Source organism: Bradyrhizobium sp. (assembly GCF_049581145.1).
In the GTDB taxonomy this organism is placed as follows: domain Bacteria; phylum Pseudomonadota; class Alphaproteobacteria; order Rhizobiales; family Xanthobacteraceae; genus Bradyrhizobium.
Genome location: NZ_JBAURI010000630.1, coordinates 1 through 13962 on the forward strand (window position 1 = coordinate 1; position 13962 = coordinate 13962).

Genomic DNA, 13962 nt, shown 5'->3' on the forward strand with positions numbered 1-13962 from the left:
GATTTGTGGTCGAGCGAGGTGACGAGGGAAATCGCGGTACCGGCGCGGCCGGCGCGACCGGTGCGGCCAATCCGGTGAACATAGTCGTCGGGATGATGCGGCACGTCGAAATTGAAGACGTGACTGACTTCGGGAATATCGAGGCCGCGGGCCGCCACGTCGGAGGCGACCAACAACGGCAGTTCGCCTTTGCGGAATTGATCGAGCGCCGCCATGCGCGCGGGCTGATCCATATCGCCATGCAAGGCGCCGACGCTGAAACCATGTTTCTGCAGCGATTTGTGGAGCACTGCCACTTCGCGCTTGCGGTTGCAGAAGATGATCGCGTTCTTGAGATCCTTGGCGTCGCGCAACAGGCGGCGCAGCACTTCGCGCTTTTCGTGCGCCTCCCGGCCGGAGGGAACCTGCGATTGAGTCACGGTGACCGCGGCAGTCGCGGGCCTGGAGACTTCGATTTTCTGAGGGTTGTGCAGGAACGCTTCGGTGATGCGGCGGATTTCCGTCGGCATCGTCGCGGTGAAGAACAGCGTCTGCCGCGTGAAAGGAACGAGCTTGCAGACGCGCTCGATGTCGGGAATGAAACCCATATCCAACATGCGGTCGGCTTCGTCGATCACCAGCAGCTCGACGCCGGTGAGCAGCAGGCCGCCCCGCTCGGTATGGTCGAGCAACCGGCCCGGTGTCGCGATCAGCACGTCGACGCCGCGCGTCAATTTGGTGTCCTGGTCGCCAAAGGAAACGCCTCCGATCAGGAGCGCGACATTGAGTTTCTGGCCGACACCATAGCGGTCGAAGCTTTCCTTCACCTGGGCGGCGAGCTCGCGGGTCGGCTCCAGGATGAGAGTGCGGGGCATTCGCGCGCGGGCCCGACCCTTTTCAAGCAAGGTGAGCATCGGCAGCACGAAAGCGGCGGTCTTGCCGGTGCCGGTCTGGGCGATGCCGAGCACGTCGCGGCGGGCCAGAACGTGGGGAATTGCCTGTTCTTGAATGGGGGTAGGGGTCGTATAGCCGGTGGCGGCAACAGCCGCGAGCACCTTGTCGGATAGTCCGAGATGGGAAAAGGACATTGAGCCTCTGGTCGACCCGCCGTTCGGAATCGAAGGTAATTAAGGCTGTCGCGTTCAGCCCCGAAACGGCGCGCTTTGAAAAGCTGGGGGCTCTGACTTACGCTGACCAGCGGCACATCTAGGGAATCGCGTTTCGATCCTAGGCCGCTCTGGCCGCAAGATAGGGGCGAAATGGCCAAAGTCAATGGAACATGCGCGGGAAGAGCCGAAAAAGCTTAATGTTTTTGCATCACAGGATACCAAACTGTCATGTTTTCCAAGGCTCGTCTCGATACTCTGAGCGACGGCATCTTCGCTGTCGCCATGACATTGCTGGTGCTCGATGTTCGTCTGCCGGACGATTTCCATCCCCGCGACGGCAGCGAACTATTGGAAGGCCTGGCCGGCCTGTGGCCGAAATTCCTGCCCTATGCATTGAGCTTCTCGGTGCTGGGCCTGCGTTGGTTGGCCAATCTCGAGCTCCGCATGCGAGCCGAGTACGTCAACCGTGAATACGTCAATTGGTGGCTGCTCTATCTCCTGCTGATCACCTGCGTGCCGTTCTCGACCATCGTGGTCGGCCGTTTTGCGCATTTCGCGCCCGCGATCTGGCTCTACGCCGGGCACACCCTCTTGATTGCGCTGGTCGGCATGCGGCTGGTCGCCATCACGCCGCATCTGGAGCAGGGCGACCATTTGCGCTTTCGGCAGTTCTCGGCCGTTCTGCTGATCGTATCCTCGCTGCTGGCGATTGCCGTCAGTTTTGTAAGTCCGCGGCTGGCGCTGTGGACGCTTGCCCTCAACTTGGCCGCACCAATGGTCAGAGTGTGGTTCGATCCTCGCCTGCTGCCGCGGTGAACCGGCGGCGCGGGGCTGCAGACTACGGAGAGGGCCGTTCAAGGCGGGAAAACGGAATGCGAAACTGGTTGTTGTTCGAGGTGGTGCTGGCCTGCGCTCTCGCCGCCTGTTTGATTGGGCTGGCGGCTCCGGCCCATGCTGAAAAGCGGGTCGCGCTCGTCATCGGCAACAACGACTACAAGAACGTGCCGAAGCTGCAAAAGGCCGTCAACGACGCCCGCACCATGGGCGAGACGCTGAAACAGCTCGGCTTCAAGGTGATGGTCGGCGAGAACCTCAACCGCGAACAATTCAGTCAGGCGCTCCTGGCCTTCGACAACGCGCTGGACCCGGGCGACACCGCCTTCTTCTTCTATGCCGGCCATGGCTTCGAGATCGCGGGTCAGAACTTCCTGCTGCCGACCGATGTGCCGGCGGTCACCGAAGGCCAGGAAGAACTGCTGCGCGACGCCTCGGTGCTGGCCGACCACGTCGTCGAAAGATTGCAGAACAAGCAGGCGCGCACCGCAATCCTGGTCTTCGATGCCTGCCGCAACAATCCGTTCGAGCGCTCGGGCACTCGTGCGCTCGCCGGCGGCGGTGGGCTGGCGCCGATGACGCAATTGCCCGAAGGCGTGTTCTCGGTGTTTTCGGCGGGACCCCGGCAGACCGCGCTCGACCGCCTGTCGAATGACGATACCAATCCCAATTCCGTGTTCACGCGGACCTTTTCCAAGGAGTTGCTGCAGCCCGGCGAGAATCTGGTTCAGGTCGCGCAGCGAACCAGGAAGCTGGTGAGCGAATTGGCCGACACCGTCAATCACAAGCAGTTCCCGGTCTATTTCGACCAGATGGTCGACGATGTGTTCTTGAACGGCATGCCGAAGGGACAGGCCGAAGCGAGCAAGCCGGCTCAGCCTGTGCCGCAGAAGGTCGCGGCGTTGCCGCCGGTGTCGGTGCCGCGCCTGCCGCCGAACGATTCCGTCAATGCGCCGATTGCGATGTTCTCGCGTCACAGTGGCGGCTGGACCGTGTATTTCTCGATCGCCGATCCGACGCTCGGCATCTCATGGCGGATCGGCGACAGCGGCGATTTCCGCGAGACCGGCTTCATGGACGCACTGGATCCGCGCACCCGCAAGCGCATGCCCAACCAGTCGATCGAGCTTCCGGCCGACGCACAGGCCGGCACGATCGAACTCCGCTATATCGACGCATCCGGCGAAATGCAGGGACCTTTCCCGATCAAGTTCGATCCGGAGGCCGCCCTGATCCACGACCAGCGCAAGATTCTCGACATGACCGCGACGAGCTGGCTGGCATTCCGCGAGTTCAACGGGCTCCTGGTCTACTACACGCAACTGATGTCGTATCGCTGCGCGATCCGCGAAGTCCGCATCGGCATCGACACCACGGTGCCGGACAAGGTGTTGAAAATGCCGCCCTGCGATCTCAGGGATCCGAACGCGATCCCGGAGAACGCGACGCCCTACCTGAAACTGGCGCCGTCAACTCAGTTCGTGTCGGTCGAGTTGACCTATCGCGACGGCAGCGTCTCGGAGATCAAGAGCTTCCGACACTGAGGTCCGCCCGTCCTGCCATTCCGTTGCAATGGCTTTTCGCGCTCTAGGGCTCGTCGTCTTCCATCAAGGCTGCGGATGTGCTGCCCAGATGGCGCTGCATTGCCGCCGCCGCGCCGGATCTGTTTCGCGCGGCGATATTGTCGATAAGGTCGTCGTGTTCCGCGAAGGAATGGTAGTTTTCGGGAGGGCCGATGGGCGCCTTGTTGAGATGCCCCCAAACAACCGCTCGCCGCACGCCGTTCAGCAGATATTGGATCTCTTGCAGCAACGTATTCCCACTTGATTCAGCCAGCAGATTGTGGAAGCGCCAGTCGATATCCTCGTATTCCGCCCATGTCTTCGCTTGCCGCATCTTCCGCGCGAGCTCCCTCATCTCGTTGATCTGAAATGACGTGGCGTGAAGGGCTGCGAGCCGGGCGACTTCGGGTTCGATGATCATGCGCGCCTGCATTGCTTGAGGCGGATTTGTTTTCTCGGCTATGCCGCCGATGTCCGGCTTTGCCGGCGGAACGCTTTGCTTGTTGATAAAGGTGCCCCGGCCCACGTGGCGCCAAACGCGTCCCTCCGCCTCCAGCTTGGCGAGAATCTTGCGTAACTGCGATCGACTGAGGCCCAGCCGCCCCGCGAGCGAGCGTTCGGGGGGAAGGCGGCCATCCTGCGGAAGCTTCGTTTTGGCCAACCACTGTCGAAACCGATCAATGTCTGCGGCGGCACTCATCGTCCTGTCTTCGGGTTCGAGCGTGGCAAGGCCCAGGCCAGCCAGATCATTGGGCAACCAATATCGATTTCGATTCCCTGTCAATGCAAGGAGGCCAGGTCTTGGGGCAGGGTCTCATCCCATGGGGATCGATGACAAGTCAGCGTCAGCCTCTCCCGACGGGCCAAGGCTGGTCTGTGAGGGGACGCATTGACAACAGATTGGCTAATGGATAGCCAATTCGGATCACTCTAGCTCTATTGGTCAACCAAAATTGCGGGCGAATGTCGCTTCGACATTCGAACCTGAGCATATCGGGGGGGACGACTTGAGACGGATCATCGCTGGATGGTTTGGAGCGACGGTGCTGTTGAGCGCCAGTGTTGCTCTAGGCGCGGGCGTGGACATCGGCGCACATGACATAGGCGGCCAGGTTAACGGTCCCAAGGGACCAGAGGCCGGTGTTTGGATCGTCGCCGAAACAAAAGACCTGCCGACCAAATATGCCAAGGTGGTTGTAACCGATGATCAGGGGCGGTTCGTCATTCCGGACCTGCCGGACGCCAGCTACAAGGTATGGGTCCGCGGTTATGGTTTGACCGACAGCGCGCAGCTTGATGCCCGCCCCGGAAAACTCGTCGACTTCAATGTGCAGCCTGCCGCTTCGGCAGCCGCGGCGGCGCAGCTCTACCCCGGCATGTATTGGTATTCGATGCTCGACATCCCGGCTCCGAGCGAATTCCCTGGGACCGGTGAAAAGGGAAACAAGATACCGGAGACGATGAAGTCCCAGGCACAGTGGGTGGATACGGTCAAGAACATGTGTCAATCCTGCCATGCTTTGGGCTCGCGCGGTGTTCGCGAGGTGCCGAAGTTCTTCATGGAAGGGCATGACTCAAAGACCGCCTGGGCGATGCGGACGCAGGCCGGACAAGCCATGGAGTATATGGCGACGGCGTTGGGCAGCATGGGACCGGACAAGGTTTACGAGCTGTTTTCGAAGTGGACCGACCGGATCGCCGGAGGCGAATTACCCTTCGACAAGCCGGAGCGACCCAAGGGCGTCGAACGCAATGTCGTCTTCACCATGTGGGACTGGGCTTCGCCCACACACTACCAGCACGATGCTATCTCGACCGACAAGCGCAACCCTCGCCTGAACGCAAACGGGCTGATTTACGGCTCCCCGGAGGAGAGCACCGATCTGATCCCGACGCTTGATCCGACGAAGAATGTCGCCTCCACCATCAAGGAGCCTTACCTCGATCCCAAAATGGAGGGATCGGCGGACGCGCCACGTGGCACCTCAGCCTATTGGGGCGATGACGCGATCTGGGACGGGCACACCAGCATCCACAACGTGATGATGGATGAAGAGGGAAAGCTGTGGTTCACCGCGCGCCTGCGGCCGCCGCAGAATCCGGACTACTGCAAGCAAGGATCGAACCTTCCTTCCGCCAAGGCCGATCCGCAGGCGAGTTCGCTGCGTCAGTTATCCCATTTCGATCCTGCGACCGGCAAATGGGACCTGATCAACACCTGCTTCTCGACCCACCATCTTTATTTCGGGCATGATGCCGGCGATACGCTCTGGATGAGCGCGGGCGGTCCGGGTCTTGGCGGCGGCATCGTCGGTTGGCTCAACGTCAAGCAGTTCCGTGAGACCCACGACGGCGTGGCCTCGCAGGGCTGGACCGCCCTGGTGATCGATACCAACGGCAACGGCAAGCGGGACGCCTATGTCGGCGCCAAGGATCCGCTCGATCCGCTGATGGATAAGCGGGTCGCCGCCTCGTTCTACGGCATCATGCCTAGCCCGGTGGACGATGCGATCTGGGGTCAGGCGATGGGACCAGGCTTCTCGCGCATCGATCAGCCCGGCTACATCGTGCGCGTGATGCCCGGGCCAGATCCGGCGAACACGGCGTTGGCGGAGATCTATCAGCCGCCGGAAGGCACGTTCGGTCCGCGGGGTATTGATATCGGCCTCGACGGTGTGGTCTGGACGGTGCTGTCGAGCGGTCATCTTGCGAGCTTCGACCGCAAGCTGTGCAAAGGACCGCTGAACGGTCCCACGACGGCAGAAGGCAAGCAATGTCCGGAAGGTTGGCACGTCTACCGGATGCCTGGTCCCCAATTCAAGGGATTGGATCCCAATGGCAGCGCAAACCACGCCTACTACGTGTGGGTTGACCGCTACAACGTCCTCGGCCTGGGTGCCAATGTGCCAATCGCTTGCGCCAATGGCGGAGAGTCGTTGCTGGCACTTGTGAACGGCGAGTTCGTCACGATGCGCATGCCGTATCCGCTTGGCTTCTTCACCAAGAATGTCGACGGCCGGATCGACGACCCATCCGCGGGCTGGAAGGGGCGTGGTCTGTGGACAACGTCGGGTACGCGGGCGAACTTCCATGGCGAGGGCGGCAAGGAGGCCTATCCGAAAGTATTCAAGGTGCAGCTGCGGCCCGACCCACTGGCGCATTGAGCGCGGCGCACCGGTTTTTCGGCTGCGCTCCTCGTCGCGATCACGAACTGGAGGACCACGAGAGGCTGCTTGCCATGATGCCGATGGGATTCGGCGATGAGAGGCTGCGCTTCAATGGGATAGGCGAGAATGTCACCCCGGGGAATGGAGGCGTTGATGCTTTATACGAAGGTAGGCGCCTGGTTTCCATTCGAGGATGCGGATCGGGGGGAGATTGCGGTAGGAAAATTGGCCGATCTGGTGGTTATCGATCGCGATTACTTCACTGTTCCGTCGGATGAAATCGGCAAGACCAAAGCAGTGCTGACCATGGTGGGCGGACATATCGTCTACGCGACGGGCCCCTTTGCAGGTTTCGAGGAGCAACGGTATCGCCAAGCGGCGTCGTCTGCAGACCTCGGGTTGCGATGGGCACTCTCTTGATCGCTGCACCGGCTGGCGTCAGTGCCGAGGGCGATTGCCAGCTTACTCGCGACGTGGCAACACAGATTTCGAAGAGATGTCGTCATTATTCCGCCGAATACGCCACATGGCTGGGCGAATATTTCGTCGAATGACATCGTGTACCTTGTGATCAAGGTCGACCCGCACAATGTCCTTCCGGCTGGCTTGGGTGAAAAAGCGGCGAAGACGCGATCAGGCGTTGAAAGCGCCACATTTCGTGGCCGCGGGCCTTTCGGCTTTGCGCATTTGACGATCGGGCGTCGGCACGCGGATGATCGGCAACGGTTCCCAGAGGCCACGTCCGGGGACGTCGGTCAAGCCGAGTTCGCGCGATTCGGAGCTTGTTGCAGGTCCGCCACGAGCGTGACGAGAAAGCCGCTTTGTCGGCGCGTCGCCTCGCTTTGCCCACCCTCTCGCCCAGATCGAAGGTTTCATAGCTCTTATGGTTTAATCGGTGTCCGGAGGGAGTTATGATACGGGGTTTTTCGTGGGCGGTTGCGTCTGGCATTTTGCTTATGAGCTTGGGCAGTGCGATCGCGGCGGATCTACCCGTCAAGGCACGTCCGATGATGATGGAGGCCGCCTATGACTGGTCGGGCTTCTATGTTGGTGGCGAGCTCGGCGGCATCTGGGATCGGGCCAGCGGAAGCTTCGTTGCTCCGCCGCCGGCCAGTTACACCAACCGGGCCTCCACTGGAATCGGTGGCGGCTTCGTTGGTTACCAATATCAATGGAATCAGGTCGTTCTCGGCGTCGAAGCCGATGTCATCGGCCTGTTCAACCAGGATCTCGGACGCTCGGCGTGCACGCCGGTGGCTGGCTGCATCGCCGGCCTGACGATCGGCAATCGGATGGGCGGTGCGCTGTGGTCGGTCGGCCCCCGTCTCGGTTGGGCGGCCGGACAATGGATGCCCTACGTCACGGGCGGATATGCCGGGACCCGGGTGAGCAACACCGCGTTTGCCGCAAGCGGCGCCGTCACCGAACAGTTTTCGCAGGATCGATCTGGCTACTATGTCGGAGCCGGCGTCGATTGGGCGTTCAATCCGAACTGGATCGTCGGCGTCGAATATCGCCACGACGACTTCGGCACCACGCGCAGCGTTCCCCTTGGCGTCGCCGGCGTACCGGTGACCGCCGACACGACGGACCTCAGCCTACGATCGGATCAGGTCACGGCACGTATCAGCTACAAGTTTGGTGGTCCGATCGGTGCGCGGTACTGATTCTCAAAATCCAAATAAGCCAAGATCCAAATGAGCCAAAATCCAAATGAGCAAAGACCCCGCCGTCAGACGGGGCCTTTTTCAGTCAGGACGAAGCTGATCGACAGATGCGTCGGCCCATGATGGAAAACCCGCCATCGACGGGAATGGCGGTGCCCGTTGTGAAGTCTGACGCCTTTGATGCGAGAAACACCGCAATGCCGGCGAAATCGTCGATCTCGCCCCATCGCGCCGCCGGTGTCCGCGCCAGAACCCGCGTGTGCAGGCCGTCGATCTCTTCGCGGGCGCGCCTGGTCAGGTCGGTATCGATCCAGCCCGGCAGGATCGCATTGACCTGAATGTTGTCGTTGGCCCAGGCACAGGCGCAGGAGCGGGTGAACTGCACGATGCCGCCCTTGCTCGCGGCATAGGCGGGCGCAAAGCTGGCGCCAAAGATCGACATCATCGATCCGATGTTGATGATCTTGCCGCCGCCGGCCGCTTTCATGGCCGGATGGACCGCTTTCGAGCAGAGGAAGGCGCTGGTGAGATTGGTGTCGATGACGCTGTGCCATTCCTCGATCTCGAGGCTGTGCGGCGGCTTGCGAATATTGATCCCGGCATTGTTGACGAGGATATCGATCCGTCCGAGTTCGTGCGCCACGCGGTCGATCATCGCCGCCACCGCCGCCTTGTCGGTGACATCGGCCGTGACGGATATGGCCCGGACGCCGCGTGCCCCGAGGTCGGCTGCGGCGGCGTCTGATTTTGCTTGGTTGCGCCCGATTACCGCGATGTCCGCGCCGGCGTCGGCGAGCCCGCGTGCCATGCCGAGCCCGATACCACCATTGCCCCCGGTAACAATCGCGACCTTGCCGCCGAGATCAAACAACCGCGATGTCATCGTCTCATCTCCAACTGCTCATTGGCGAGCCCATCAGCACGAATCCAGTCAGCACGTGGCCTGCCAGATCAGGATCAACCCGACCGCTCCCAGCACGGCGCCGTATCCGGCCCACTGCAGCTGATTGATCATGAAGCTCGTTTTCGGCCAGGCAATCATGCCGGTGCCTTGGCCGATCCACAACAGACCCATCGCGAGCCCCAGCAGGCCAACGACCAGAAGGGTTTTGCGCATGCTCTCCGTCCTCCCGGGTATTGCCGCGCCATCGCTGACGTCTGTCAGCGTGCCGTCTCACCCGTGGAGAGCAATAGCGGAAGCAAGGCTTCCGATCACGAACCAACTTCGCGCCGGACGCAAAAAAGCCCGGGACGATGCCCGGGCTTCTTGTCGCCGATTGAACTGTGATCAGTACGGGATGCCAGTCTCAGTACTTGGCAACCACCGGACCGGTCCAGTTAAAGCGATAGACCAGCGAGGTGCTGATGGTCTGCACCCAGGGCTTGAAGGTCACGGAGTCGACGCTCGGAGCGCCACTGGCGAGGGTTTCCGGCAGCGTGATGCTGTTGAAGTACGCCGCGCGATATTCGGTCTTCATGAACCAGCCCGGCGCGGAGATGCCGAAGATGTTCAGGTTGTTCTCGACGCCGCCGCCGACGAACCAGCCGTTCCGATTGAACGACGGCGTCGTGGCAACGGCCGGACCACCCAGCGTCGACGTGAGCGTCGCACCCGACCATTCCGAACCGGTGTAACCGGCGTTGACATAGGACAGCACGTTCGGCGCCACGAGATAACCCGCGCGAACACCAGCAGCCCAGGTGTCCTTGAGCTTTTCCGTGCCGGTCCGACCGAAGAAGTTATCGTTCATCGAGCCGCGAAGGCTGCCGAACTGGCCGTCGGCAAACACGCCAGCGACCCAGGAGCTATTGAACTGCCAATCGTAGCCGGCGCCGACGGTTCCGAACCAGCCATCGCCACCCATCCGCTGATCGATCGTCGTCGCCACACCACCCGCGACAGTGTGCGAATCCGCATCCCAGATACCGCCGCCAGCGCCACCGAAGATGTAGAAGCCGGTCCAGCTCGGCGTCATGACCGGCGGCGGAGCCTTGGTGTAGGTGCGGGCGGGCAGGTCAGCCGCGAAGGCCGATCCGGTGAACGCAGCCACCGCGGTCAGGGCGAGTAAAACCTTTTTCATCTTCAATTCCTCAGTAAGCTACGTGGTCGCGGGTGAAAGGCGTGTACTGCACCGGACTCTCAACGCCCCATCTGCCGTGAATATACCCAGTTTCGCTCGGAATGCTGTTGCCGGGCAGGCACACTCGATGGAAAACGACCGCGGACATTCCCAGGAGATGGTTACTAACTGATTGAAATATAATCGGAAGATGACATCGCGGGAACCTGGATAACCGAATTCCCGCGAAATTGTGCCTGCCTAAACGTCCAGCAGCTCGTCGCTGGCAAATTCCGCCCTTTCGGAGATGAAGGCGAATCGGGCCTCGGCCTTTGTACCCATCAAGCGCTCGACCGAATCGGCGGTGCCGTCGCGGTCGTCGGCCAACAGCACCACGCGCAGCATGGTTCGCTTGGCCGGGTCCATCGTGGTTTCCTTGAGCTGCGCCGGCATCATCTCGCCGAGACCTTTGAACCGGCCGACATCCACCTTGGCGTTGGCGTTGAACTCGCTTTTCAGGAGCGCGTCCTTGTCGGCGTCGTCGCGCGCGTAGATCGTCTTGCTGCCATGGGTGAGGCGATAGAGCGGGGGCACCGCGAGATAGAGGTGGCCCTCGTCGATCAGACGCGGCGTCTGCCGGTAGAAGAAGGTGATCAACAGTGAAGCGATATGGGCACCGTCGACGTCGGCATCGGTCATGATGATGATGCGAGCGTAGCGCAGATCCTCCTCGCGGTACTGTGGTCCGGTGCCGCAACCGATGGCCTGAACCAGATCGGCGAGCTGCGCGTTCGCCGTCAGCTTGTCCTTGCCGGCGGAGGCGACGTTGAGAATCTTGCCGCGCAACGGCAGCACGGCCTGGGTCTTGCGGTCGCGCGCCTGCTTGGCGCTGCCGCCGGCCGAATCGCCCTCGACGATGAACAGTTCGGAGCCTTCGGCCGCGGTACTGGTGCAGTCGGCAAGCTTGCCCGGCAGACGCAGCTTCTTGACCGCAGTCTTGCGCGAGATTTCCTTTTCCTGCCGGCGGCGAATGCGCTCCTCGGCCCGCTCGACCACGAAGTCGAGCAGCTTGTTGGCCTGCAGCGGATTGCCCGACAGCCAGTGGTCGAACGGGTCCTTGATCGCCTGCTCGACGACGCGCTGCGCTTCGGCGGTGGCCAGCCGGTCCTTGGTCTGGCCCTGGAATTCCGGCTCGCGGACGAACACGCTGAGCATCACCGCGGCGCCCGCCATGACGTCTTCGGAGGTGATGCCCGCCGCGCGCTTGCCCTGGCCGGCGCGTTCGGCATGGTCTTTCAGGCCGCGCAACAGCGCGCTGCGCATGCCCGATTCGTGGGTCCCGCCATCCTGGGTCGGAATGGTGTTGCAGTAGGACGAGAGAAATCCATCGGCATCCACCGACCAGGCCACCGCCCATTCGCAGGCGCCATGGGCGCCGTTGCGCCCGGATTTGCCGGAGAAAATGTCGGGATGCACCAGCGTATCGGCCTGGATCGCAGCCGCCAGATAGTCCTTCAAGCCGCCCGGGAAGTGGAAACTGTCCTCGGCGGGCACGTCCTCGATACCCTTGAGCAGTTCGGGGGCGCAACGCCAGCGGATCTCGACGCCGCCGAACAGATAGGCCTTCGAGCGCGCCATCTTGAACAGGCGCTGCGGCTTGAATGTCGCCTTGGCGCCGAAAATCTCCGCATCCGGCCTGAAGCGGATCCTGGTGCCGCGGCGGTTGTTGATCTTGCCCAGGTCTTCGAGTTTGCCCTTGGGATGGCCGCGCTCGAATGCCATCCGGTACAGCTGCTGCCCGCGGGCGACTTCGACTTCCAGCCGCGACGACAGCGCGTTCACGACGGAGATGCCGACGCCGTGCAGGCCGCCCGAAGTCTCGTAGACCTTGGAATCGAACTTGCCGCCGGCGTGCAGCGTGCACATGATGACTTCGAGCGCTGATTTCTTCGGGAATTTCGGGTGCGGATCGACAGGAATGCCGCGGCCGTTGTCGGTGACGGTGAGAAACCCGTCAGCGCCGAGCTCCACCTCGATGAAGCTCGCATGCCCCGCCAGCGCTTCGTCCATCGAATTGTCGATGACTTCCGCAAACAGGTGATGCAACGCCTTTTCGTCGGTACCGCCGATATACATGCCCGGGCGCCGCCGGACCGGTTCGAGGCCTTCCAAAACCTCGATGTCGGCCGCGGTATAACCCGCCTCGGCGCCGGCCTCGCGGGCGGCAGCTTTCGCCGGAAGGCGACCTTTCGGCTCGGCGGCAGCAAACAGGTCGTTGCTCTTGGTTTTTGGTTTTGCTGATGATTTCAATGGCTTATCCATAGGTCTTCATAGGTTGCGCGCATCCCTGCGCCGCGAATCGGTTGCTCCGACTATGCCATGGTTAGGCGCAAAAAATGACGCGAACGGGCGCGGGCGGTTTCCCGCAGCGCACAACTGGATCTCTGTAGGCACGGGACCTGCGGAGCACAATGGGACAGCAACTCGTCGTCACCAGCGAACCGAGACCGGCGTCCCGGTAAGGGACGGGAGCATCCTCGGTTGGAACGAGCCCGGTTGGAGCGAGCCTTGGTTTTGGCGAGCCCGTGGTGCTTTGCTGCGGCGGTCGTGCCGAACGGCCGCACCCTGCGGTGGAGGCGGGGAACCTTCGCTCACGATCTGGTAGCGCTTTGTGACTTGAAGTCACGCAAGCGGCTGGCTTACCTGCCCTTCGGCAACGAAGTGGCAAGAACATACATCCACTTGAATCGGTGCGCGAAGGGCAGCTGCTGGGATGGAAGATTTTGCGCACGCCATGGCCGATTTCGTGCGCGAGCATCGGGCCTGGGCAGCCCCGATCGTGCTGCTCTTGGCATTTGGTGAATCGCTTGCCTTCATTTCGCTGTTGATCCCGGCCTGGGGAGCCCTGGTCGCGATCGGGGCCCTGATCGGCGCCAGTGGCATCAGCTTCTGGCCGATCTGGATCGCCGGCGGCATTGGCGCTGCCTTGGGCGACTGGATTTCCTATTGGTTCGGCTACAAGTACAAGGACCACGTCGCCCAGATGTGGCCATTGTCGCGCTATCCCGAAATCCTGCCGCGCGGAGAAGCCTTCGTCAGACGCTGGGGCGTCCCGAGCATCTTCATCGGACGCTTCTTCGGACCGTTGCGGGCCTCGGTGCCGCTCGCCGCCGGAATCTTCGAGATGCCGTACGTGCGATTTCAGGCCGCCAATTTCGCCTCGGCGATGGTCTGGGCCGCCGCGCTGCTGCTGTTCGGGGACGTCATCGCCCGGATCATGGAATGGCTCTGGCGGGCGGTCTAGCGAGCGATCTTGAAGTTCTCGTCATATCGGCCTGCTTCCCCGAACCTCGGTGGACGCACGCTCATTTATTCGAATTTCAAACATCAGATACGCTTTCACGGTCTCGCGGCGCTGGTCGCCCGAGCTTTGCCAGTAGTCTTGCGCCTCGAGATCGAGGGCGCAGGGAATGCCGGGTGCACGCTGCACCCGCGGTCTCGCGTGCAATAAAAACAAAAGCAAAAGCGCACACGAGCATACAGGTTCAGCGGAGACACTCCGACATTCCCTGCGCAATGGCTTT

Annotated in this window: 13 protein-coding genes; 6 read left to right on the forward strand and 7 right to left on the reverse strand. The window is 61.8% G+C overall.

The features are described 5' to 3' along the window. Nucleotides 1–1067, reverse strand: a 1067-nt coding sequence (locus tag WCB02_RS20785; protein ID WP_423960972.1) for a DEAD/DEAH box helicase, incomplete at its 3' end; no start/stop codon positions are given. Nucleotides 1068–1316: 249 nt separating this feature from the next. On the opposite strand from WCB02_RS20785, the gene WCB02_RS20790 reads away from it, so the two are divergent. Together WCB02_RS20790 and WCB02_RS20795 are read left to right on the forward strand one after the other, a co-directional pair. Continuing rightward, complete coding sequence (locus WCB02_RS20790; protein WP_423960974.1) at nt 1317–1904, forward strand: TMEM175 family protein; 588 nt, start codon at nt 1317–1319, stop codon at nt 1902–1904. A 56-nt stretch (nt 1905–1960) separates the two neighbouring features. Then, complete coding sequence (locus tag WCB02_RS20795) at nt 1961–3466, forward strand: caspase family protein (protein ID WP_423960977.1); 1506 nt, start codon at nt 1961–1963, stop codon at nt 3464–3466. Between the two features lie 43 nt (nt 3467–3509). On the opposite strand, the gene WCB02_RS20800 is transcribed toward WCB02_RS20795, so the two are convergent. Continuing rightward, nucleotides 3510–4241 carry a FadR/GntR family transcriptional regulator gene (locus WCB02_RS20800; RefSeq protein WP_423960978.1) on the reverse strand — a complete coding sequence of 244 codons (732 nt, stop codon included), beginning with the start codon at nt 4239–4241 and terminating at the stop codon, nt 3510–3512. A gap of 250 nt (nt 4242–4491) precedes the next feature. Between WCB02_RS20800 and WCB02_RS20805 the strand changes: the two genes are divergently transcribed. From WCB02_RS20805 to WCB02_RS20815, 3 genes are all read left to right on the forward strand, one after another. Beyond that, on the forward strand, nt 4492–6648 hold the full coding sequence (locus WCB02_RS20805; RefSeq protein ID WP_423960980.1) for a carboxypeptidase-like regulatory domain-containing protein: 2157 nt from the start codon (nt 4492–4494) through the stop codon (nt 6646–6648). Between the two features lie 156 nt (nt 6649–6804). Beyond that, nucleotides 6805–7071 (forward strand): amidohydrolase family protein, encoded by a 267-nt coding sequence (locus WCB02_RS20810; RefSeq protein WP_423960982.1) that lies wholly within the window; start codon nt 6805–6807, stop codon nt 7069–7071. A 536-nt stretch (nt 7072–7607) separates the two neighbouring features. Next, complete coding sequence (locus WCB02_RS20815) at nt 7608–8318, forward strand: outer membrane protein (protein ID WP_423960984.1); 711 nt, start codon at nt 7608–7610, stop codon at nt 8316–8318. 85 nt (nt 8319–8403) lie between these two features. Here WCB02_RS20815 and WCB02_RS20820 read toward each other — a convergent pair whose 3' ends face one another. From WCB02_RS20820 to parE, 4 genes are all read right to left on the reverse strand, one after another. Continuing rightward, nucleotides 8404–9201 (reverse strand): SDR family NAD(P)-dependent oxidoreductase, encoded by a 798-nt coding sequence (locus tag WCB02_RS20820; RefSeq protein ID WP_423960985.1) that lies wholly within the window; start codon nt 9199–9201, stop codon nt 8404–8406. 48 nt (nt 9202–9249) lie between these two features. Continuing rightward, nucleotides 9250–9435 (reverse strand): hypothetical protein, encoded by a 186-nt coding sequence (locus WCB02_RS20825; RefSeq protein ID WP_423960987.1) that lies wholly within the window; start codon nt 9433–9435, stop codon nt 9250–9252. Nucleotides 9436–9625: 190 nt separating this feature from the next. Continuing rightward, nucleotides 9626–10399 carry an outer membrane protein gene (locus WCB02_RS20830; RefSeq protein ID WP_423960989.1) on the reverse strand — a complete coding sequence of 258 codons (774 nt, stop codon included), beginning with the start codon at nt 10397–10399 and terminating at the stop codon, nt 9626–9628. A gap of 240 nt (nt 10400–10639) precedes the next feature. Beyond that, a complete protein-coding gene (gene parE / locus WCB02_RS20835; protein WP_423960990.1) occupies nt 10640–12700 on the reverse strand; it encodes a DNA topoisomerase IV subunit B in 2061 nt (686 codons plus the stop codon). A gap of 451 nt (nt 12701–13151) precedes the next feature. Here parE and WCB02_RS20840 point away from each other — a divergent pair, with 451 nt between their 5' ends. Continuing rightward, the gene (locus WCB02_RS20840) at nt 13152–13682 is read left to right on the forward strand and encodes a DedA family protein (RefSeq protein WP_423960991.1); all 531 of its coding nucleotides are present in this window, start codon (nt 13152–13154) and stop codon (nt 13680–13682) included. A gap of 21 nt (nt 13683–13703) precedes the next feature. Here WCB02_RS20840 and WCB02_RS20845 read toward each other — a convergent pair. Beyond that, a partial coding sequence (locus tag WCB02_RS20845; protein ID WP_423960993.1) for a hypothetical protein occupies nt 13704–13962 on the reverse strand: 259 nt, incomplete at its 5' end.

Bases quoted from the DNA above. Each gene is read 5' to 3' on its own strand.
- WCB02_RS20790 (WP_423960974.1), top strand. From the start codon at position 1,317: ATGTTTTCCAAGGCTCGTCTCGATACTCTGAGCGACGGCATCTTCGCT.
- WCB02_RS20820 (WP_423960985.1), bottom strand. From the start codon at position 9,201: ATGACATCGCGGTTGTTTGATCTCGGCGGCAAGGTCGCGATTGTTACC.
- parE (WP_423960990.1), bottom strand. From the start codon at position 12,700: ATGGATAAGCCATTGAAATCATCAGCAAAACCAAAAACCAAGAGCAAC.
- WCB02_RS20825 (WP_423960987.1), bottom strand. From the start codon at position 9,435: ATGCGCAAAACCCTTCTGGTCGTTGGCCTGCTGGGGCTCGCGATGGGT.
- WCB02_RS20810 (WP_423960982.1), top strand. From the start codon at position 6,805: ATGCTTTATACGAAGGTAGGCGCCTGGTTTCCATTCGAGGATGCGGAT.
- WCB02_RS20815 (WP_423960984.1), top strand. From the start codon at position 7,608: ATGAGCTTGGGCAGTGCGATCGCGGCGGATCTACCCGTCAAGGCACGT.
- WCB02_RS20795 (WP_423960977.1), top strand. From the start codon at position 1,961: ATGCGAAACTGGTTGTTGTTCGAGGTGGTGCTGGCCTGCGCTCTCGCC.
- WCB02_RS20840 (WP_423960991.1), top strand. From the start codon at position 13,152: ATGGAAGATTTTGCGCACGCCATGGCCGATTTCGTGCGCGAGCATCGG.
- WCB02_RS20830 (WP_423960989.1), bottom strand. From the start codon at position 10,399: ATGAAAAAGGTTTTACTCGCCCTGACCGCGGTGGCTGCGTTCACCGGA.